Source organism: Stenotrophomonas sp. 1278, from assembly GCF_029892765.1.
GTDB classification, from domain to species: Bacteria; Pseudomonadota; Gammaproteobacteria; order Xanthomonadales; family Xanthomonadaceae; genus Stenotrophomonas; species Stenotrophomonas indicatrix.
Map to the genome: position 1 here is coordinate 79,463 of NZ_JARXWD010000014.1, position 21,516 is coordinate 100,978.

At 67.1% G+C, this 21,516-nt stretch carries 17 protein-coding genes; 9 read left to right on the plus strand and 8 right to left on the minus strand.

What is annotated here, in order from left to right; translation table 11 throughout:
- Positions 1-50: 50 nt before the first annotated feature.
- The 3 genes from mfd to rlmJ all read right to left on the minus strand — a co-directional run bounded on the left by mfd (position 51) and on the right by rlmJ (position 5,140).
- Positions 51-3,515, minus strand: a complete 3,465-nt coding sequence (gene mfd, locus M2299_RS13355; protein ID WP_033830682.1) for a transcription-repair coupling factor — start codon at positions 3,513-3,515, stop codon at positions 51-53.
- A 126-nt stretch (positions 3,516-3,641) separates the two neighbouring features.
- Positions 3,642-4,187 (minus strand): GNAT family N-acetyltransferase, encoded by a 546-nt coding sequence (locus M2299_RS13360; RefSeq protein ID WP_025879325.1) that lies wholly within the window; start codon positions 4,185-4,187, stop codon positions 3,642-3,644.
- Positions 4,188-4,282: 95 nt separating this feature from the next.
- Complete coding sequence (gene rlmJ, locus M2299_RS13365; RefSeq protein WP_093817710.1) at positions 4,283-5,140, minus strand: 23S rRNA (adenine(2030)-N(6))-methyltransferase RlmJ; 858 nt, start codon at positions 5,138-5,140, stop codon at positions 4,283-4,285.
- 35 nt (positions 5,141-5,175) lie between these two features.
- On the opposite strand from rlmJ, the gene creB reads away from it, so the two are divergent.
- The 7 genes from creB to M2299_RS13400 all read left to right on the plus strand — a co-directional run bounded on the left by creB (position 5,176) and on the right by M2299_RS13400 (position 13,073).
- Positions 5,176-5,901 carry a two-component system response regulator CreB gene (creB, locus tag M2299_RS13370; RefSeq protein WP_280884515.1) on the plus strand — a complete coding sequence of 242 codons (726 nt, stop codon included), beginning with the start codon at positions 5,176-5,178 and terminating at the stop codon, positions 5,899-5,901.
- A gap of 3 nt (positions 5,902-5,904) precedes the next feature.
- Positions 5,905-7,365, plus strand: a complete 1,461-nt coding sequence (creC, locus tag M2299_RS13375) for a two-component system sensor histidine kinase CreC (protein ID WP_099842172.1) — start codon at positions 5,905-5,907, stop codon at positions 7,363-7,365.
- A gap of 81 nt (positions 7,366-7,446) precedes the next feature.
- Positions 7,447-8,760, plus strand: a complete 1,314-nt coding sequence (gene creD, locus M2299_RS13380; protein ID WP_280884516.1) for a cell envelope integrity protein CreD — start codon at positions 7,447-7,449, stop codon at positions 8,758-8,760.
- 10 nt (positions 8,761-8,770) lie between these two features.
- Positions 8,771-9,181: a hypothetical protein gene (locus M2299_RS13385; RefSeq protein WP_099783339.1), complete on the plus strand. Its 411-nt coding sequence runs from the start codon at positions 8,771-8,773 to the stop codon at positions 9,179-9,181.
- 257 nt (positions 9,182-9,438) lie between these two features.
- Positions 9,439-10,995, plus strand: a complete 1,557-nt coding sequence (locus tag M2299_RS13390) for a M28 family metallopeptidase (RefSeq protein ID WP_280884524.1) — start codon at positions 9,439-9,441, stop codon at positions 10,993-10,995.
- Positions 10,996-11,149: 154 nt separating this feature from the next.
- On the plus strand, positions 11,150-12,553 hold the full coding sequence (gene gltX / locus M2299_RS13395) for a glutamate--tRNA ligase (protein ID WP_033830686.1): 1,404 nt from the start codon (positions 11,150-11,152) through the stop codon (positions 12,551-12,553).
- A 34-nt stretch (positions 12,554-12,587) separates the two neighbouring features.
- A complete protein-coding gene (locus tag M2299_RS13400; protein WP_025879333.1) occupies positions 12,588-13,073 on the plus strand; it encodes a Fur family transcriptional regulator in 486 nt (161 codons plus the stop codon).
- Positions 13,074-13,212: 139 nt separating this feature from the next.
- On the opposite strand, the gene M2299_RS13405 is transcribed toward M2299_RS13400, so the two are convergent.
- The 4 genes from M2299_RS13405 to M2299_RS13420 form a co-directional block, all read right to left on the minus strand.
- Complete coding sequence (locus M2299_RS13405; protein ID WP_032976052.1) at positions 13,213-14,376, minus strand: HlyD family secretion protein; 1,164 nt, start codon at positions 14,374-14,376, stop codon at positions 13,213-13,215.
- A 10-nt stretch (positions 14,377-14,386) separates the two neighbouring features.
- Positions 14,387-16,060 (minus strand): MFS transporter, encoded by a 1,674-nt coding sequence (locus M2299_RS13410; RefSeq protein WP_280884518.1) that lies wholly within the window; start codon positions 16,058-16,060, stop codon positions 14,387-14,389.
- Positions 16,060-16,626 carry a TetR/AcrR family transcriptional regulator gene (locus tag M2299_RS13415; RefSeq protein WP_025879336.1) on the minus strand — a complete coding sequence of 189 codons (567 nt, stop codon included), beginning with the start codon at positions 16,624-16,626 and terminating at the stop codon, positions 16,060-16,062. Before M2299_RS13415 ends, M2299_RS13410 begins: the two co-directional genes overlap by 1 nt.
- A 271-nt stretch (positions 16,627-16,897) precedes the next feature.
- The gene (locus M2299_RS13420) at positions 16,898-19,096 is read right to left on the minus strand and encodes a TonB-dependent receptor (protein WP_223484943.1); all 2,199 of its coding nucleotides are present in this window, start codon (positions 19,094-19,096) and stop codon (positions 16,898-16,900) included.
- Between the two features lie 133 nt (positions 19,097-19,229).
- On the opposite strand from M2299_RS13420, the gene M2299_RS13425 reads away from it, so the two are divergent.
- Together M2299_RS13425 and M2299_RS13430 are read left to right on the plus strand one after the other, a co-directional pair.
- Positions 19,230-19,643, plus strand: a complete 414-nt coding sequence (locus M2299_RS13425) for a MerC domain-containing protein (RefSeq protein WP_025879338.1) — start codon at positions 19,230-19,232, stop codon at positions 19,641-19,643.
- A 110-nt stretch (positions 19,644-19,753) separates the two neighbouring features.
- Positions 19,754-19,936 (plus strand): 30S ribosomal protein THX, encoded by a 183-nt coding sequence (locus tag M2299_RS13430; RefSeq protein ID WP_025879339.1) that lies wholly within the window; start codon positions 19,754-19,756, stop codon positions 19,934-19,936.
- Positions 19,937-20,018: 82 nt separating this feature from the next.
- Here M2299_RS13430 and M2299_RS13435 read toward each other — a convergent pair whose 3' ends face one another.
- Entirely contained in the window at positions 20,019-21,284 is a 1,266-nt protein-coding gene (locus tag M2299_RS13435) for an ectonucleotide pyrophosphatase/phosphodiesterase (protein WP_280884519.1), read from the minus strand.
- Between the last annotated feature and the right edge of the window lie 232 nt (positions 21,285-21,516).

Genomic DNA, 21,516 nt, shown 5'->3' on the forward strand with positions numbered 1-21,516 from the left:
GAAAGGGTGCCGGTCTGCCGCCCGCGGCGGACCGGCACCCTGCAGATCGATCAGCGCAGGGCCAGGGTCAACAGCAGTGCCCGCGCGGCATTGAAGCGGTCTTCGGGCAGCGGCAGCGGATGCTTGACGCGCAGCTTGTCCGGACCGTCCATGGCATAGAGGTTCGGTTGTTTCTGGATCAGCTGGATCACCGCCATCGGATCGATGTTCGGCTTGGATTCGAACACGATGCGGCCACCGTTCTCGCCCAGGTCCAGCTTGCGGATGCCCAGCGAGCTGGCCTGCAGCTTCAGCTCGGCAATGGCGAACAGGTTCTTGGCCGCATCCGGCAGCAGGCCGAAGCGGTCGATCATCTCCACCTGCAGTTCGCGCAGCGCATCGCTGTCGCGCGCGCTGGAAATGCGCTTGTACAGCGTCAGGCGGGTGTGCACGTCCGGCAGGTAGTCGTCCGGAATCAGCGCCGGCACGTGCAGCTCGACCTCGGCGCCCCGCGCTTCTTCGCCGGCATCGATGTCGGGCAGATGGCCCTGCTTGATGCTGCGCACTGCGCGTTCCAGCAGCTCGGTGTACAGGCTGAAGCCCACTTCGGCCATCTGCCCGCTCTGGTCCTCGCCCAGCAGTTCGCCGGCGCCGCGGATTTCCAGATCGTGGGTGGCCAGGGTGAAGCCGGCACCCAGTTCGTCCATCGAGGCGATCGCTTCCAGGCGCTTTTCCGCATCCGGCGTGATCGAGCGACGGTCGGGTACGACCAGGTAGGCATAGGCGCGGTGGTGCGATCGACCGACGCGGCCACGCAGCTGGTGCAGCTGGGCCAGGCCGAAGCGGTCGGCACGGTTGATGATGATGGTGTTGGCGTTGGGGATGTCGATGCCCGATTCGATGATCGTGGTCGACAGCAGCACGTTGAAGCGCTGCTTCTGGAAGTCCAGCATCACCTTTTCCAGCTCGCGCTCGGGCATCTGCCCATGGGCGATGCCGATGCGCGCTTCGGGCACCAGCTCGGACAGCTCGCGCTGCATGCGGCCGATGCTCTCCACGTCGTTGTGCAGGAAATACAGCTGGCCACCGCGTGCCAGCTCGCGCTGGAAGGCTTCGCGCAGCAGCGCGTTGTCCCACTGGGTGATGAAGGTCTGCACCGCCAGCCGGTTCGGCGGCGGGGTGGCGATGATCGACAGGTCGCGCAGGCCGGCCATGGCCATGTTCAGCGTACGCGGAATCGGCGTGGCGGTCAGGGTCAGCAGGTGCACATTGGCGCGCAGTGCCTTCAGCGCCTCCTTCTGGCGCACGCCGAAGCGCTGCTCCTCGTCGACGACGACCATGCCCAGGTCCTTGAACTTCACGTCCGGCTGCAGCAGGCGATGGGTACCGACGATGACGTCGATGGTGCCGGCGGCGACCTTCTCCAGCTCGGCCTTGATCTCCTTGGTGCTCTTGAAGCGCGACAGTACTTCGACCTTCATCGGATAGTCGGCGAAGCGGTCGCGGAAATTGCGGTAATGCTGTTCGGCCAGCAGCGTGGTCGGCACCAGCACCGCCACCTGCTTGCCAGCGCTGGCGGCAGCAAATGCGGCACGCACGGCAACTTCGGTCTTGCCGAAGCCCACGTCGCCACAGACCACACGGTCCATCGGCTGGCTGCTGGCCAGGTCACGCAGGGTGGCGTCGATGGCGGCCAGCTGGTCCGGGGTTTCCTCGAACGGGAAACCGGCGGCGAACGGCTCGTACATCGCGCGGTCCACCTGCAGTGCCAGTCCGGCCCGCGCCTGGCGGCGGGCTTGGATCTCCAGCAGTTCGGCGGCCACATCGCGCACCTTCTCGGCGGCCTTGCGCTTGGCCTTGCTCCACTGCTCGCCGCCCAGCGAATGCAGTGGCGCGGTTTCGGCGGACGCGCCGGAATAGCGGCTGATCAGGTGCAGCTGTGCGACCGGCACGTACAGGCGGTCGCCCTTGGCGTACTCGATTTCGAGGAACTCGCCGGGCATGCCGCCGACGTCCATCGCGATCAGTCCGCGGTAGCGGCCGACGCCATGGTCCTCGTGCACGATCGGCGCGCCTTCGGTCAGTTCGCCCAGATCGCGGATGATCGCTTCCGGCTCTCGTCCGGCGCGGCGCGTGCGGCGGGTGCTGCCGGCGCGCTCGGGGAACAGCTGGCGTTCGGTCAGCACCGCGATGTGCGGCGCATCCAGGGCGAAGCCGTCTTCCAGCGGCGCCACGGCAATGGCGAAGCGTTCGTCGCTGGCCAGGAAGGACAGCAGGTCGGCCACCACCGGTGGCTTCAGTTCGGCGGCCTGCAGCACTTCCAGCAGGGCCTCGCGACGGCCCGGCGAATCGGCGGCGATCAGCACGCGGCCAGGGTAATGACCGAGGAAGGATTTCAGCGCGTCACCGGCCGGTGCCTCGCGCGCGGCCACCGGCAGCGGCGGCAACGGCTGGTCGCCCAGCGCATGCGCCTCGGCGATGCGGGCGTGATCGGCGGCCCAAACCTCGATGCGCGGTGCGTCGTTCAAACGCTCGCGCAGCAGGTCCGGCGACAGGTACAGCGCCGACGGTGGCAGCAGCGGCCGTTCAACGTCATGGCGGCGTTGCTCGTAGCGCTCGCCGGTCTGCGTCCAGAACGTCTCTGCCGCTTCAGCGGCGCCCACGCAGACGACCGGCAGGCTGCCGGCAGGCAGGTAGTCGAACAGGGTGGCGGTGCGCTCGAAGAACAGCGGCAGGTAGTACTCGATGCCGGCCGGGGCCAGGCCCGATTTCAGGTCCTGGTACAGCGAACTGCGTCGGGTATCGACGTCGAAGCGCTCGCGCAGGGTCGCCAGCACCCGGGCGATGCTGGCGTCGTCCATCGGTACTTCGCGGCCGGGCAGCATGTGCACCGCCTCGACCTTGTCCAGCGAGCGCTGGCTTTCCGGATCGAACGCGCGGATTGAATCGATGTCCTCGTCCAGCAGTTCCACCCGCAGCGGCTCGTCGGCGCCCATCGGGTAGACGTCAAGCAGGCCGCCACGCACGGCGAAATCACCCGGGTCCATCACCTGCGGCACGTTGCGGTAGCCAGCGCTTTCGAGGCGACGCTTCTCCGCTTCCAGGTCCAGGCGCTGGCCGACTTCAAGATTGAAGCTGCCGCCGATGACATAGCTGCGGGGAGCCAGCTGCTGCAGCAGGGTCTGCACCGGCACCACCACCAGGCCGCGCTTCAGCGTGGGCAGGCGGTGCAGGGCCGACAGGCGCTGCGAAATGATGTCCGGGTGCGGGCTGAAGCGATCGTAGGGCAGCGTCTCCCAGTCCGGGAACGCCACCACCGGCAGGCTCGGGTCGCCTCCCAGCAGGGTATGCAGATCCGCTTCGATCTGGTTGGCACCGTGGTTGTCACGGGCCACCACCAGCAGCGGTGCGTCATGCGTGCGCGCTGCCTGGGCCAGATACCAGGCCAGGGCAGTGGGCGAGGCGGGGGCGCGCCACCAGGCGCGAAGCTGGCCGGCACGTGGCAGCGGCGGGGCGGGGTATTGAGTACGCGACATGAACCGCGGATTTTAGCAGAAGCCCCTGCCAGGCCCATGATCGTTACGTGACCGGGGTAGCGCCGGGCCGTGCCCGGCGAGCGCAGCGGCCGGATCAACATCGCCGGGCAGGGCCCGGCGCTGCCGTCAGTTGTCCAGTTCCAGCACCATCCGCACCAGGCCTTCGGCCCCGTTCGGATGGGGGACCGGCTTGAAGCCCAGCGAGGCGGCCAGCTGCTTCATCGGCTCGTTCTCGGCGGCGACATCGCCATACAGGCGGTCCAGGTACTTGCCGCGGCCCCATTTCACCAGCTTGCGCATCAGCTGGCGGCCCAGGCCCTGGCCGATCAGGAAGCGGCTGATCAGGATCGCGTACTCGGCTTCCCGGGTACCGGGGATGATCGAGGCACGGGCCACCGCGCCGACCACGGCCTCACCGGCCGGCAGCGACTCGGCGGCGACCAGGGTGATCTCGGTCTTCGGGTTGGGATGGGTCAGGCGCTGGGTGGTTTCCGGTGACAGCTCGGTCACCGATTGCAGGAAACGGTCGCGGATTTCTTCCGGCCCGAACAGGCTGAAGGCGGCCTGCAGCGGCGCGCCATCTTCGGGGCGGATGGGGCGGATCAGCAGCTCGTGGCCGCTGGGAGCCTTGAAGATCTCATGCCAGGGCGGCATGCGGTTGCGAGTGGCCATACCGGGTGATTCCTTGGTGGTCCATCGATTGTGTCATCACCGGGGCTGCATTCCGTGAACGAAAGGCTCACGGTCGTACAGCCTCGTGAAGGCCCCTATTCGGCCGTCTTCAGCCAGTCCAGGCGGGTGCTGGCACCGGGTTCGCCCAGATGCTGGCGCAGGGCCGGCAGGGCCGGGCCGACCACGCGGTCGAACTGCCAGGGGGCATTGAGCACCAGCATGCCGCTGCCGTTGAGGCGCAGCGGGGAGTCGTCCGGGCGGACCAGGAACTCGATGGTCATCGCCGACTTCACCGGCAGTGCGGTGGCCTTGCGCAGGAAATGCAGGATGGTGCGGCGCTGCTTGATCGGGAACCAGACCGCACAGGTGGCCTGCGGCCAGCGCGCCAGGGTCTCGGCCAGCGCGGCAAGGATCGCCTGGTACTCGGCGTCCTGGGCTTCGTAGGGCGGGTCGATCAGGACCAGGCCGCGGCCGATCTTGGCACCGTTGGCCTTGGGCGGCAGCAGCGAGCGCAGCAGCGCATAGCCGTCACCGGGGTGCACGCCGACGCGGCTGTCATGGGCGAACAGGGTCTTCAGCGAAGCGGCCTCATCCTCCTGCAGCTCGCACACCGCCATGCGGTCCTGCGGGCGCATGGCCTGCGCGCTGAGCAGCGGCGAGCCGGGGTAGGCGATCATCGCGCCGACCGGATTGTCGGCCTGCACCGCCTTGAGGTAGCGCTCGACCACCTCGGGCAGCTTGGGCTGGGCCATCAGCCGCATGACCCCGGATTCGACTTCCAGGGTCTTGCGGCTTTCTTCGCTGGCCAGCAGGTAACGGCCGGCACCGCCGTGGGTGTCGAGCACGAAGAACGGGCTGTCCTTGCGCTTGAAGCTGTCGATCAGGGCCAGCTGCACGATGTGCTTGAGGACATCGGCGTGGTTGCCGGCGTGGAAGGCGTGGCGATAGTTCATGGGCGGCAGTGTACGGGGCAAGGGCCGCAGCGGCTATGCTGCGCGCCATGACAACCCCTGTTACCCATGTCCTGGTGGTCGAAGACGAAGCGGCCATCGCCGAAACCGTGCTCTATGCGCTGCGCAGCGAAGGCTACGCTGCCAGCCATTGCCTGCTGGGCGGGCAGGCGCTGCAGCAGCTGCAAGCCGGCGATATCGACCTGGTGGTGCTGGATGTCGGCCTGCCGGACCTCAGTGGTTTCGAGGTCTGCCGCCGGCTGCGGGCCCTGCCGGGGCCGGTGGCGCAGGTGCCGGTGATCTTCCTGACCGCCCGCAACGACGAACTCGACCGCGTACTGGGCCTGGAGCTGGGGGCGGACGACTACATGGCCAAGCCGTTCTCGCCGCGCGAGCTGGTGGCGCGGGTGCGTGCCCGGCTGCGGCGTGCCACGCCCGCTGCGGTGGCGCCGTCCGTCGAGAGCGGCTGGCAGGAACACGGTGCCTTCGCCATCGATCGCGATGGCCGCCGCATCCGCTTCCAGGGCCATGCGCTGGACCTGACCCGCTACGAATATGCGTTGCTGGAGGCGTTGCTGCAGCGCCCCGGCGCGATCCTCAGCCGTGCCCAGTTGATGGACCGTGGCTGGGACAGCGCCGCCGACAGCGCCGACCGCACCGTCGACACCCACGTCAAGACGCTGCGCGCCAAGCTGCGTGCGGCCGGCGCCAGCGGTGAGCCGATCCGCACCCATCGCGGCCTCGGCTACGCCCTGGAGGTCTGACGCGTGCGTCTGGTCCTGAAACTGTTCTTGGGGTTCTTCCTGATCGTTGGCATCGCCGCGTTCTTCGTGATGCGCGTGTTCGTCAACGAAGTGAAGCCGGGCGTGCGCCAGGCGATGGAATCGACCCTGGTGGATGCGGCCAACGTGCTGGCGGAAATGGCCGCCGCCGACGTCAAGGCCGGCACCATCCGCAACGGCACCTTCACCCGCAACCTGGCCAAGGCCCGGCAGCGCGACCTGAAGGCGATGGTCTGGCGCTTCCCCAAGCGTGCGCTGGACTACCGGGTGACGATCACCGACGCCAAGGGCATCGTGATCTACGATTCGCTGGGCCGCGACGTGGGCCGCGACAATTCGCGCTGGAACGATGTCTACCGCACCCTGCGCGGCGAATACGGTGCGCGCTCCAGCCCGGAAACGCCGGGCGATGACAGCAACACGGTGATGCACGTGGCCGCGCCGGTGTACGACCCGGTCGACGGCAGCACGCTGATCGGCGTGCTCAGCCTGGCCCAGCCCAACCGCAGCATCGATCCGTTCATCGCCGCCAGCCAGCGCGCCATCATCGAGCGCGGTGCGTGGCTGATCGGTCTGTCGGCGCTGGTGGGCGTGCTGGTGACGATGTGGCTGACCAACGGCCTGGGCCAGCTCAGCCGCTATGCGCGCGCGGTCAGCGCCGGCGAACCGGTGCCGCCGCCGAAGCGGCGCAGCGACGAGATCGGCGATCTTGGCCAGGCGCTGGAGACCATGCGGCGAAAGCTGGAAGGCAAGGCGTACGTCGAGCAGTACGTGCAATCGCTGACCCACGAGATGAAAAGCCCGCTGGCGGCGATCCGCGGTGCCGCCGAACTGCTGCAGGAGCCGATGGCCGACGCCGACCGTGCGCATTTCGCACGCAGCATCGTCGACCAGCAGGAACGGCTCACAGAAACCATCGACAAGCTGCTGGCGCTGGCCGAGGTCGAGCAGCACGGCTGGTTGCAGACCCGTGATCCTATCGCCTTGCCGGTGCTGCTGCAGGAAGCCGCGGCGGCGGCGCAGGTGCGCGCGCAGGCCGCAGGTGTCCAGCTGCATATCGAGCAGGTCCCCGACCTGCGCGTGCAGGGCGATGGCTATCTGCTGCGGCAAGCGCTGCACAACCTGATCGACAATGCCATTGCGTTCTCGCCACCCGGGGCACAGGTGCAACTGGATGCCCAACTGGACGGGCAGGGCGTACGCCTGCAGGTTGCCGACCGTGGCGCGGGCATTCCCGACTACGCACGCGAGCGCGTGTTCGAGCGCTTCTATTCGCTGGCCCGACCCGGCACCGGCCGCCGCAGTTCCGGCCTCGGCCTGCCCTTCGTGCAGGAAGTCGTGCGCCTGCATGACGGCCGCGCCAGCCTGCAGCCGCGCGAAGGCGGCGGCACCGTGGCCAGCCTGTGGCTGCCGCTGGCGATACCGGGCCAGCGTCTGCGGCGCTGACTTCACACCCGCTTCAAATTCGCCACAAACCCTGCTCACCGCAGCCGTCCATCCTGCAGTCCTCTCCAACGAGGACGGACGATGAAATCCCTGAAGATGCTGCTGCGGTTCGCCATTGTCGGCGGCCTGATCCTGCTGCTGCTGATCCCGCTGTTCCTGATCCGCAGCGTCATCACCGAGCGCAGCGCCTATCGCGAAGAGGCCTACTCGCGGGTGGCCGAAAGCCGTGCCGGTACCCAGCGCGTGGTCGGGCCGGTGCGCGTGGTGCCGTGGTCCAAGCGCGAGCAGGTGGAAGTGGTCGATGCGCAGGGCAACAAGAAGACCGAGCTGCAGACCACCCAGGGTTACTGGTTGCAGCCGCCGGCCACCCTGCAGATCAGTGGCGAGCTGCTGCCCAGCCAGCGCTCGGTCGGCCTGTTCAAGGTGCCGGTGTACAGCTGGAATGGCCAGCTCAAGGCGACCTTCAGCGAGGACGACTACCCGGAGCACGATGGCATGACCTATGGCGAGGCCTACATCGCGCTGGGCGTGTCCGATGCACGTGGCCTGGTTGGTACGCCGAACCTGCGGGTTGATGGACAGCAGGTCAAGCTGCTGCCGGGCGTGGCCGGCGCAGCCGCACTGGGACGTGGGCTGCATGCACCGATCGCCGGCATCGCCCGCACCGGAGGCACCCTGGCGGCCAGCAGCGTGGAACTGGAACTGCAGCTCGATGGCAGCCGCTCGCTGTCGGTGGTGCCGGTGGGCGATGACAACCAGATCGCGCTGCGGTCCAGCTGGCCGCACCCGTCGTTTGCCGGTGCGTTCCTGCCGAACGAGCGGCGTGTGGATGCACAGGGCTTCGATGCACGCTGGGCCGTGTCCTCGCTGGCATCGGACGCACAGCAGCGACTGCGCGAGGGCGATGACCTGGATGCGCAGGCGGTGCAGGTTTCGCTGGTCGACCCGGTCGATACCTATACCCAGGCCGACCGCGCTTCCAAGTACGGCGTGCTGTTCGTGGTGCTGACGTTCGTTGGTTTCATCCTGTTCGAACTGATCAAGTCGCTGCGCATCCATCCGCTGCAGTACCTGATGGTCGGCTTGGCGCTGGCGATCTTCTTCCTGCTGCTGATCAGCCTGTCCGAGCACATCGCCTTCTGGCAGGCCTACCTGGTTTCCGCGCTGGCCTGCATCAGCCTGCAGGCGGTGTACCTGGCCAATGTGCTGGGTCACTGGAAGCGGGGCCTGGGCTTCGCCGCGATGCTGACGGTGCTGTACGGCGCGCTGTATGGCCTGCTGGTCTCGGAAAACAATGCACTGCTGATGGGCTCGCTGCTGCTGTTCGTGATCCTCGCGCTGGCGATGTGGGTGACCCGTCGGGTTGACTGGTACGCCCTGGCCGAACAGAAGTAAGGAGCACGCCATGGGCTGGCGCCAAGGATTGCAGCAACGGGCACGACAGGGCATTCCCGCGCTGTTGGAGGTGGATGCACTGCTGCAGGCCCATGGGGTCCTGGCGGCCTTGCCGGGGGCACGGATCGCGCCCGGCCTGGTCCGCTTCCAGCTGGCCGCCATTACCTGCGAAGGATTGCAGCGGCGCGGGCTGGACTGGTTGCGGGAGGCGCGGCACGGACGCGGCGCGCTCGCCGGCAAGGTGCCCCGTTACCGGCCATGGAAGGCCGGGGCCGCGGCATTGTCGGAGATCGGCATCGACGGGTTGCCGGCAGACTGGCCGGAACATGCGGCGGTGTTTGGTTGCAGCAGCATCGACCAGCGGCACTGGCTGCTGCTGTTGCCCGAACGCGCGCAGCTGTGGCTGGGGTGGAAGGGGTGACAGCGGAAGGCCCATCCACGCGTGGCGTGGTTCTACGGGGCCTCTGGTGGGTGCGGACCTTGGTCCGCACCGCTCTTCGGTGGGAAGGCGCCATCCACGCATGGCGTGGATCTAGCAGATGCCCATGACCGATGGGACGGGGGCCGGGCGCCCCGGCTGGCTAGACTCGAGCGGATGATGATCAAGCCGAAGGGCAGGGGTGCGGCGTGTTGACGTGGAGCGGGCTGAAGTGGGGCGTGCTGGCAGTAGCGCTGGCGATGGGTGGCAATGCGGTGGCGCAGCAGCGCGAGCCGGTGGACCTGGACATGGTCGGCAAGATCCGCCAGCAGGCGTTCCACAAGTCGCAGGTGATGGATACCTTCAGCTACCTCACAGAACGCATCGGGCCGCGCCTGACCAATTCGCCGGCGATGGGGCGTGCCAACGCCTGGACCCGCGGCAAGTTCAGCGAATGGAAGCTGGACAATGTCCATGACGAAGCCTTCGACGAATTCGGCCGTGGCTGGGAATTCACCTCGGCCAGCGTGGAGATGCTGGGCGATCGCGTGCAGCCACTGCATGCGCTGCCCAAGGCGTGGACGCCGGGCACCAATGGCCCGGTCGAGGGCGACCTGCTGCAGGTGGACATCAAGAAGCCCGAGGACATCGAGAAATATCGCGGCAAGCTGCGTGGAAAGATCCTGCTGCTGGGCGAGGCACGCGAATACAAGCGCGGCACCGACGCCGATTCGCACCGGCACGACGCCACCTCGCTGGAAGGCCTGCAGGAATTCACCCTGCCCAATGACAAGGACGTGGCCGCCGACCGCGCCAAGCGGGTCAAGGAATACCAGGAGAAGCAGGCGCTGGCGGCGAAGGTCAACGCATTCTTCGTTGAAGAAGGCGCGCTGGCCTCGATCAGCATCAGCAGCTGGGACAACGGCATCATCCGCGTGGCCGGTGGCGGCTCGCGCAAGGCCGGTGAAGCGGTCGGCATTCCCGAACTGGCGATGATCGCCGAGCACTTCAATCCGCTGGTACGCGCGCTGGAAGCCAAGCAGAGCGTGCGCTTGCGCGTGGATGTGGCCGCACGCTTCACCGACGAGGCCGACCAGCCCGGCTACAACACCCTGGCCGAGATCCGTGGCAGCAGCAGGCCGGACGAGGTGGTGATGATCGGCGCGCACCTGGATTCCTGGCACAGCGGCACCGGCGCGGCCGACAACGCCGCCGGCGTGGCGGTGATGATGGAGGCCATGCGCATCCTCAAGGCCAGCGGCGCCAAGCCCAAGCGCACCATCCGGGTTGCGCTGTGGAGTGGCGAGGAACAGGGACTGATCGGTTCGCAGGCGTACGTGGCCAAGCACTTCGGTCGATTCCCCGAGCCCACCGACCCGGCGCAGAAGGCGCTGCCGGCCTCGCTGCGTGAACCGACCGGTGCCCTGCAGAAGACCCGCGACTACGGCAAGTTCCAGGTCTACTTCAACATGGACAACGGCTCGGGCCGCTTCCGTGGCATCTACGCACAGGAAAACCTGGCGGCGATGCCGATCTTCGAAGCCTGGCTCGCCCCGTTCCATGACGTGGGTGCAACCACCGTGGCCACCCGCAACACCGGCAGCACCGACCACATCAGCTTCGACCGCATCGGCCTGCCGGGCTTCCAGTTCATCCAGGACAAGCTGGACTATTTCAGCAACGTCCACCACAGCCACCTGGACACCTGGGACCACGCCGAACCGGAAGACCTGAAGCAGGCCGCCGCCATCGTCGCCTCCTTCGCCTACCACGCTGCCATGCGCGAGCAGCCGTTCCCGCGCAAGCCCGAGCCCTGAAGAAGGGACGGAGGGGATCAAGTCGTGTTTCCCCTCCGTTGCATCGGCGTTCTCCCGGGAGCGCGGCAATAGTGACTTGGCCCCCTCCGTCCCCTTTTTCCGCAGGGGGCGGAGGGCTGGTAAAATCGGGGGATACCCGTTCCTCGAGCCCTCCATGACCTGCCGCACCCGCTTCGCCCCCAGTCCCACCGGCTACCTGCATATCGGTGGCGCCCGCACCGCGCTGTACTGCTGGCTGGAGGCCCGCCATCGTGGCGGCGAGTTCGTGCTGCGCATCGAGGACACCGACCGTGAACGCAGCACCCAGGGTGCGATCGATGCGATCCTGGAGGCGATGGAGTGGCTGGGCCTGGACTACGACGAAGGCCCGTTCTACCAGACAGAGCGCGTCGCCCGGTACAAGGAAGTGGCCGAGCAGCTGATCGCCGACGGCAAGGCGTACTACGCCTACGAAACCCGCGAAGAGCTGGACGCCATGCGCGAGGCCGCGATGGCCAGGCAGGAAAAGCCGCGTTACAACGGCGCTGCCCGCGAGCAGGGCCTGCCGTACAGGGACGATCCGAACCGCGTCATCCGCTTCAAGAACCCGCTTGAAGGCACGGTGGTGTTCGATGATCTGATCAAGGGCCGCATCGAGATCGCCAACAGCGAGCTGGATGACATGGTCATCTTCCGTCCGGACGGCTACCCCACCTACAACTTCGCGGTGGTGGTGGACGACTGGGACATGAAGATCTCCGAAGTCATCCGTGGCGACGACCACATCAACAACACCCCGCGCCAGATCAACCTGTACGAAGGCATCGGCGCACCGGTGCCGAAGTTCGGCCACATGCCGATGATCCTGGACGAGCAGGGCGCCAAGCTGTCCAAGCGTACCGGCGCGGCCGACGTGATGCAGTACAAGGACGCCGGCTACCTGCCTGATGCACTGCTGAGCTATCTGGCCCGTCTGGGCTGGTCGCACGGTGACCAGGAACTGTTCAGCCGCCAGGAACTGATCGACCTGTTCGATGTGAAGGACTGCAATTCCAAGGCCTCGCGCCTGGACATGGCCAAGCTGGGCTGGGTCAACCAGCACTTCCTGAAGACCGAGGAGCCGGCCGCGATCGTGCCGCACCTGGTCTACCAGCTGCAGAAGCTGGGCCTGGATGTGGCCGCTGGCCCGGCGCCGGTGGACGTGGTGATCGCCCTCCGCGAGCGCGTGCAGACCCTGAAGGAAATGGCCGAGAAGGCCGTGGTCTGGTACCAGCCGCTGAACGAATACGATGAAGCGGCCGTGGCCAAGCACTTCAAGGCCGGTGCGGAACTGCCGCTGGGCAAGGCCCGCGAGCTGCTGGCGGCCCTGCCGGAGTGGACCGCCGAAGCCGTTGGCGTGGCCCTGCACGATGCAGCCGCCGCGCTGGAAATGGGCATGGGCAAGGTCGCCCAGCCGCTGCGCGTGGCCATCACCGGCACCCAGGTCAGCCCTGACATTTCCCATACCGTGTACCTGGCCGGCCGCGAGCAGGCCTTGAAACGCATCGATGTGGCCATCACCAAGGTAGCAACGGCCTGAGCCCTGCGGCCCACGCCCGAACTGGAGAACGCGCATGTCCGCCAAAACCGCCTGTACGGCCCCGCACCACCATGTCCACGACGCTTCTGATTTCGTGGCGGTGGTCGAGCGTGTCTCGCGCGAGCGCGGGCTGCGCCTTACCCCCATCCGCGCCAACGTGCTCAAGCTGATCGCCGAGGCCGGCAAGCCGGTCAAGGCCTACGAGCTGCTGGAGTGGGTGCGCAACGGCAAGGGTGTGGGCGCTGACGCCCCGCCCACCGTGTACCGCGCGCTCGACTTCCTCATGGCCAATGGCTTCGTGCACAAGCTGGAATCGGTCAATGCCTTCGTGGCCTGCCACCACCCCAGCAGTGCGGCCCATTCGGTGCCGTTCCTGATCTGCAACAGCTGCCACAGCGCGGTGGAACTGGAAGACCGCGAGATCGTGACCCAGCTGGAAAAGCGGGCCAAGGAGCTCGGCTTCCAACCGCAGGCACAGACATTGGAAGTACACGGACTCTGCGCCCGCTGCGCAGGCTGATGCGAGGGTAGTGCCGGCCGCTGGCCGGCTTCCTCGGGATTAGGGTCAGATCCCTTTGCCAGTGGCAAAGGGATCTGACCCCATTTCATAACAATGCAGCCGAGCATGGAGCATGGCTCGACTCCACCGGGCCGGCGCCCTAGTCCATCGGCTTGGTCGCGGTATCCACCCGCACGATCACCGACATGCCCGGCCGCAACCGCGCCGCCAGTTCCTGGTCCCCGTTGATCGAGATACGCACCGGCAGCCGCTGCACCACCTTGGTGAAATTGCCGCTGGCATTGTCCGGGCGCAGCACGCTGAACTCCGATCCGGTGGCCGGCGCGATCTGCTCCACGCGTCCGCGCAGCACCTGGCCCTGGAACGCATCCACCGAGAACGAGGCGGGCTGCCCGATCTTCATCTGCCAGGTCTGGCCTTCCTTGTAGTTGGCCACCACCCACAATGCGTCGGGCACCAGGAACAGCAGCTGCGAACCGGCCGCCACGTACTGCCCCACGCGCACGCTGGCCTCGCTGATCTGCCCATCGCGCGGCGCATGGATCACCGTATTGGCCAGGTCGATGCGGGCCAGCTCAAGCTGTGCCTGCGCGCTTTCCACCTGCGCTTCCAGGCTCTTGCGCGAGACCTGGGTCGAGACCAGGGTTTCTTCGGCGATGCGGATCTGCGCCTGCGACTGCTGCACGCTGGCCTGCGCCGAGGCCTGGCTGGTGCGGAACTTGTCGCGGTCGTTGATCGACACCAGCTGCTGCGCCGCCAGTTCCTCGTAGCGCTTGGCCTCGTTGCGCGAGCGCTGCAGCTCGGCCTGGCCGGCCGACAGCGTGGCCCGCGCCGCAGCAATCTGCGCGCGGTTCTGCGCCTGCGACTGGTCCGAATTGGCCAGGGCCGCGCGCGCGCTGTCCAACGTGGCCTGCGCCTGCGCCACCCGCTGCGCGTAGATGCGGTCGTCGATGCGCAGCAGCGGCTCGCCCTGCTTCACGTGCTGGAAGTCCTTCACCAGCACGTCGGTCACATAGCCGTTCACCTGCGGCGCCATCACCGTGATCTGACCGCGCACGTAGGCGTTGTCGGTCACCATCACGGTGCTGGTGAACGGCCACAGGTGCCAGGCGCGCAGGATCAGCGCGATGCCCAGCAGGGCCACCACCACCATCACCACCACGCTGCGCGAACTCGGCTTGAGGTACTTCGGCGCGGCGGCGGGCGCGGCAGGCGTCGCCGCCGGTGCCGCATCGGTGGGCGGCGGCGGGGTGACGTTCTCGGCAGCGTCGGTGTCGTCTGGACGGGGCGGGACGGGAGGCATGACGGTGGACTCAGCGCGGTGCCGCGGTCGCAGCCGCAGCGGGGGAGGAAGGATGGCGCTTGCGCCATTGTTTGCGTACGGCGGTACGCAGCGACAGCAGCAGCAACCAGCACAGGAAACCGATTGCCAGCCAGCCGCTCAGGGTGAACACATCGTTGAACCCTCGCACGTTGGCTTCGCGGCGGGTGGTCTGCGCCAGCTGCGCGCTGCCCTGGGCACTGCGCAGCACCGGGTCGGTGATCTGCGCTGCGTACAGCTGTTGCTGGATGCGCAGGCGCTGTGCCACCACCGGGTCGGCTGGATCGAGCTGGCTCGTCAGCGCGCTGGAATACAGCTGCTCGCGATGCAGCTGGAACGTTCCCAGCACGGCCGAGCCGGCCAGTCCGCCCAGCGTCTGCGTGATCGACAATGTCACCAGGAAGGTGATCATGTGGTCCACGCCTTGTTTCAACGCGGCGGAAATGCCAAGCATGATCAGCGGGCCCATGAACATGCCGGCGCCCACCGACGCCAGGAACTGGCTGATGTAGAAGTCATGCGGGCGATCCAGGCTGGTGCGGTGCTGGTCGAAGAACGCGGCGGCACCCAGCAGCAGGATCGCCATCAGCAACTGCGCAATCAGGCGCTTCGGGCCGAAGGTCAGTGACGCACCGGCGATGCCGGTGACCACGCCGGCCAGGATCACCACGAACAGCGGCCGCATCTGGTCCGGTCCCATGCCCAGCGTGCGCATCAGGTTGACCACGCCGTAGGACTGTTCAGTGGTCAGGAAGCGGATCAGGAAGGCGCCGACGATGAAGTGCATCACCGGCAGGGTCGACAGCCAACGGATCTGCAGCAGCGGGTTGCGCCGGTAGTGTTCGATGATCAGTGCGGTGGTGGTCAGCACGATGGAGGCGATCAGCGCCCAGCCCAGCCACGGCGTGTTCAACCACCAGCGCGTGTAGCCCTGGGCCAGCACCACCACCAGCAGGGCGACGGCAGGCGCGAGCAGGGCGAAGGTGAGGAAATCCAGCGGTTCGAAGGCCTTGACCTGGATGCCCGGCGGCAGCTTCAGCACGACCACGGCGGCAAACGCGCACAGCGCCAGCCCTGCTTCGAACGAATACAGCTGGTGCCATTGGCCGGTATCGACCAGGCCGGGCGAGACGATCCAGGCAATCGGCACCGCCAGCTGCGACAGGCCGACGCCGATCACCAGCAGGTTGCCGGTGAATCGCCGCGGCAGCGCCTGCAGCATGTACAGCGTCCCCAGCGTCGAACAGGCCGCGCCGGCGAAACCGCTGGCGGCGCGGGTCAGCATGGTGGTCTCGAAACTGCCGACGAACAGGTGCAGCACCGCCAGCGCCGCATACAGCCCCAGGCCGATCTCGGCAAACAGGCGGATGCCGTATTGCTGGCGGAACTTGAAGGCCAGCAGGTTGGCGGTCACGTTGACCATGGCGTAGGCAGCCACCAGCCAGCTGCCCTGGGTGGGGGTGAGCGCCAGTTGCCCCTGCAGGAAGGGCAGGTTGGCCGTTACCAGCGCATTGCCGAGGCCACCGGTGATGGCCACCAGCAGCGACACCAGTGCATAGGCTGCACGCCGATAAGGCGGGTGCCAGGGCATCGACGCCGAACCAGGCATGGTCGGCTTCTCGTGCTCGTCCCAATCCGGAACCGGCTTGAGGTACGGCTGCACCATCAGCGTTCCCCGCTGGCTGCTCCCTGGAGTCCCCCGCGCAGCAGCTGCAGGGCACGCCCGGCCAGCTGGGCGCGCTCATCGCGGGTCTTGCCGCGCAGGGCCGCCCCCAGCATGCCCGAGATCAGTGAAATATCCGTCTTTTCCAGGTCGGGCCGGCACAGGCCAGCGGCCTTGGCGCGGGCGATGGGGGCTTCCAGCAGGTCGCGCACGGTCTCGCGTGCGGTGCGCATGGCCGGCACGTCCGAATCGACCGCGCGCCAGTAATCGGCCAGTGCCGGCGAATCGACGATGCGCTGGGCCATGCCTTCGAACACCTCGAACAGGGCGTCGTCGCGGTCGCCAAGCTGCTCGACCTGGCGGCGGATGCGGTCGACCGTGCGCTGCAGCAGCGCCTGGATCAGCGCGGTGCGGTCAGGAAAATTCCGATACAGGGTGGCGCGGCCGACTTCGGCACGCTCGACCACCAGGTCCAGCGGCGCGGTGACGCCGTGTTGGCCGAACACATGGTCGGCAGCATCGAGGATGAGGGCTCGGCGGGCAGCGGCATCGGCACGTTGGGTGGTCATGGCTTCATTTTCGGACACAAATGTCCGGATGGCGAGAGACAGATGGCGACGGGATTGTCCGCTTGTTGTCGTACGCACATCTTTGTGACGAATGCGTGAGGGTCGATCGAGGTCATCAAAAAAGGCGGGGGGCCAACTGGCCCCCCGGGAGAGAACGACAGCATGCCGCCGTCAAAGTCAGTAGATCCACGCCATGCGTGGATGCACTTCAGTAGATCCACACCACGCGCGGATGCACTTCAGTAGATCCACGCCATGCGTGGATGCCTCATCAGAAGAACGCGCGGATCCCGAAGGCGACACCACGACCCGGCAGCGGCGAGTAATCCTTCAGCAGCGAGGTATGCGGACGCACTTCGCGGTTGGTCAGGTTGCTGCCATCCAGGAACAACTCGTAGCTGTTGCTGTCGCTGCGGTCCCAGCGGTAGGCCAGGTGCGCATCGACCAGGGTGTAGCCGTTGCTCGGCTCCTCGTTCTGCGCAACGTCCTTCTGCCGGCTGTAACGCACCGCGCCCACCGAGGCACGCCAGCCATCCTTCGCCCAGCGCAGGTCGGCGCCGACACGGGCCGGGGCGATGCGCGGCAGGTAACCGGTGTTGGCCAGTTCCACGCTGTAGTTGTGGTTGTGGTCACCGTGCGGCACGGCGATGTCCAGGGTGCGGCTGCCGTTGCCGTCCAGCTTGGCCTGCACGTAGTCGCCGAACACGCGCAGGTCCCAATCGCCGGCGCCGCCTTCGAACAGGTGCACCAGCGCTTCGGCTTCGGCGCCCTTGAACACCGCGTCCTGCTGGGTCCAGGTGCGCACCGGCAGGCTCTCGGTGATGCCGGTGTCGGCCAGGTAGATGAAGTCCTTGAACCTGGTCTGGTAGATCGCGGCAGAGAAGTCCAGGCGCTCGCTGTGGGTGTGGATGCCCAGTTCGATGCGTTGGCCGCGCTCGGTCTTCAGGTTGGCATCACCGATTTCCAGCGAACGGGTGGCGATGTGCGCACCGGCGGCGTACAGCTCCTCATTGGTCGGTGCACGCTCGGAGCTGTCCACGCCGATGCGCAGGTCGACCGCATCGTTGAGCTTCCAGATACCGGCGGCCGACAGGTTGGTGGCGTCGAACTTGCGGCGGCGGTAGTCGCCGGTCGGGTCCAGCTTGACCTGGTCGTGGCGACCGCCCAGTTCCAGCTTGAACGGGCCGAACTGCTTTTCCTGCAGAACGAACAGGCCGATGTTCTTGGTTCCGGTATCGGGCACGAACGCTTCTTCGCCCTTGGCGCCGAAATCGCTGTTGCCGAACTGCAGGCCGAAGGCGCCGTCCCAGCCGCCGATCTGCTGCTGCACCGCTTCCAGGCGGCCTTCGATGCCGCGGTTGGTGAAGCGGGTGGACGGCGTGCCGGCTTCCAGCTCCACGTGTTCGTAGTCGGTGTAGGCCACGCGCGCGTTGACGTTCTTCAGGAACGATACCGGGTTGTAGATGCCGGCCTTGGTCTCGAAACGGTTCTGCACCATGTCGATGCGCACGTCGTGCTCTTCACCTTCCTCCTCCTCGCCATGGTCGTGGTCGTGATCATGGTCGTGGCCATCGCCGTCGGCATGCACGTGGGCGCCGTTGGGGATGCCGTAGTTGGTGCGGTAGGTGCTGGCCGAGGCGCCGAAGTAGCCGCCTTCGCCCAGCCAGGTGGCGCCGACGCCACCGGCGCGGGTGCGGATGGAACTGTTGTCCAGGCGGCCGCGACGCGGCTCTTCGCCTTCCTCGCCCGCGTGGTCGTGGTCATCGTGGTGGTCTTCCAGGCCGTCGATCACCGCGTAGCCGGGAATGCGGAAATCATCGCCATTGCGCACCAGGCCATCCACGTGCAGCACGACATTGCCGCTCACGCCGTCCAGACGGAACATGCCGCTGCGTTCGTCGTTGACCGAATTGCCACGCAGCTCGGCACGGCCGCTGAGCGGACGATCCGGCAGTTCGCGCGCAATGCGCCCATCGACCACGTTCACCGCACCGCCGATCGCGCCGCTGCCGAACAGCAGGGTAGCCGGGCCTTTCAGCACTTCGATCTGGTCGGCCAGGAACGGCTCGATGCTGGTGGCATGGTCGGCACTGACGGTGGAGGCGTCCATGTTGCCCATGCCGTTGGACAGCACGGCCACGCGCGGGCCTTCCTGGCCACGGATGATCGGGCGGCCGACGCCGGGGCCGAAGAAGGTGCTCTGCACGCCGGGCAGCTTGGCGACGGTGTCACCGAGGGTGCCGGCCTTCTGCTCGTCCAGGCGCTCACCGGCCAGCACTTCGACCGGGCGCGCCAGCGATTCGGCATCACCCTGCAGCGGCGATGCCGTGACCTGCACCGAGGACAGCTCGGTCAGGTGGCGGTCACGATGCGAATCATCGTCGGAGGCCGCAAAGGCGACGGAGGGCAGCAGCGCAGCAAGCGCCAGGGCCAGGGAATGCGGCTTGAGGCGAGGGTGACGGGAGGGCATGGGCGGTCCTTTGTTACATTGTATCAATCGGGTGGCGCACGAATCCCGTCGGCGGGACAGGGGGAGGGGAACCGTGCGGGTCGGGAAACGATGTTATATTATTCCATAACGATTCGCCGCCCTGCTGGAAGTCATGCCTTTGCCCTCACGCCTGCGCCACCTGCTCGATCGCTTCGGCGCCACCGGTTCGATGCTGTGCGCGGTGCACTGCGCGGTCATTCCGCTGCTGCTGGCCGCTGCCCCCTCGCTTGGCCTGTCCTTCTGGCTCAGTGATGGCGTGGAGAAGGCGCTGGTGGTGTTCGTGACCCTGCTGGGCTTGTTCAGCCTGGTCTGGGGTTACCGGCGGCACGGCGCGCTGCGTGCGCTGGCATTCCTGATTCCCGGCCTGGTCGCGTTGTGGGCCGGCGTGCTGTACGACCCGCTGCACCACAACGCGGTGCCGCACGCGGTGGTGATGACCCTGGGCGGCCTGCTGGTCGGCATCGCGCACCTGGTCAACCTGCGCTTGAACCACGGCCACGTGCATGACGCCAGCTGCGCGCACTAGGCGCTCCGTGGTAGGCTTTCCGATCGTGCGCGGGGGCGCCCAGCAAGGCGGCCCCGCCGAACCCGTGTCAGTACGGGGTAACCAGATTTCACATTTGAGGAGTTGAAGACATGGGTAAGGGTGACCGCAAGACCGCCAAGGGCAAGCGCTACAACGCCAGCTACGGCAACGCCCGTTCGCACACCGCGAGCAAGGTCGCCGTAGGCGCCGCCGCCCCGGTTGCCAAGAAGACCGTGGCCAAGGCTCCGGCGAAGAAGGCTGTGGCCAAGAAGGCAGTGGCCAAGGCCGGCTGATCCGCCGACCGACCGGTCCAAAGAAAAACGCGGCGCTCGGCGCCGCGTTTTTTTTGACCATGGCCAGGGCATGGCGCCGCGATCAGCGCAGGGTTTTCTGCAGCGTCTGCGCGTTGCCATCGTTGGCCGCTTCCGGCACCTGCAGCAGGTGCGCCAGCAGCGGGTAGACGTCGACATTGTCGAAACCGTCGATCACCAGGCCTTGCCGGAATGAAGGGCCACGGGCGACGAACACTGCGCGCATCGACGGCAACGCGTTGTCGTAGCCATGTGAGCCGCGATCGGCGTGCTCGCGCTTGGCGATCTTCTCGCGCGTCAGCGCGTCCCAGCCTTCATCCATCTGGCAGACGATGGCCGGCACGCGCGGATGGGTGCCGTAATGCCAGCGCGCCGGCAGATTCTCCTTCTTCCAGCATTCGTAGTGCATGTGGCGACCGAGCAGGGCACGCTCGGCCTCTGCTTCGCGTCCCACCTCCGGCGCGAAGCCGACCGACTGGCCTGCGCTGACGTTGCGCGCGATGGCAGGGTCAACCATCGATTCGAGGGCGATCACCTGGCCCTCGGGTACCGACGCCATGCCGTGATCGGAGACCACGATCACGTTGGTGCTGTCGGCCAGGCCGTGCTGCTGCAGGCCATCGAGCACCTGGCCGATGACCTGGTCGGCATGCACGATGGCCTCGGTGTACTGCCTGGATTCGGGGCCAAAGTTGTGGCCGGCCTTGTCCACGTGCTCCATGTACAGCGTGGTCAGGCGCGGCGCATCGGCATCGGTCTGCGACAGCCAGTCGAGCACCGTCTGCGCACGCTGCTCCAGCGGTTCCTTGGCATCGTAAATGCGCCACTGGCTGGGCCGTGTACCCTGGATCTCGGCTTCGCTGCCCGGCCATGAGGTGGTGGCGGTGCGCACACCGACCTTCTCGGCACCGACCCAGATCGGTTCGCCGCCCCACCATCCGCTGGTGGTCACCGCAGTGCGGTCGTGCAGCGCGAAGCGACCGAGCGCGGCATCGTCCATGCTGTTGTTGATGATGCCGTGGTGGTCCGGACGCAGGCCGGTGACCAGTGTGTAGTGGTTGGGGAAGGTGAGCGAGGGATAGGAGGGCGTCATCCAGCGCGCACGCACGCCCCCATCGATGATCCGTTGCAGGTTCGGGGTGAGGCCGCGATCCAACGCATCGGCGCGCAGGCCGTCGATGGAGATCAACAGCAGCTTCGGCGGGCTGGCGGGCGGCGTATTCGCCTCCGCGGCAGGTGCAGCGATGGTTGTCGAAGGCGAAGGCGTGGTGGTGCATGCGGCCAGGGGCAGCAGCAGCGCCAGCGTGCAGGTCAGGCGTACGGAAGTCATCCGGCCATGATAATCCGCAGCAATGACGTACCCAAGACACGCCATCGCGCCTGTGGCGCGCTGGCGTGTCCGCGCATTTCACCTTATCCCCGCGCCTTTGGCGCGCCCCCTTGAACACGCCATCCCGCCGTTGGCGTGCTGGCGTGTCCGCGCATTTCACCTTATCCCCGCGCCTTTGGCGCGCCCCCTTGAACAACAAGGGGACTCTTCTCCAGACAGATTACGGATGCTT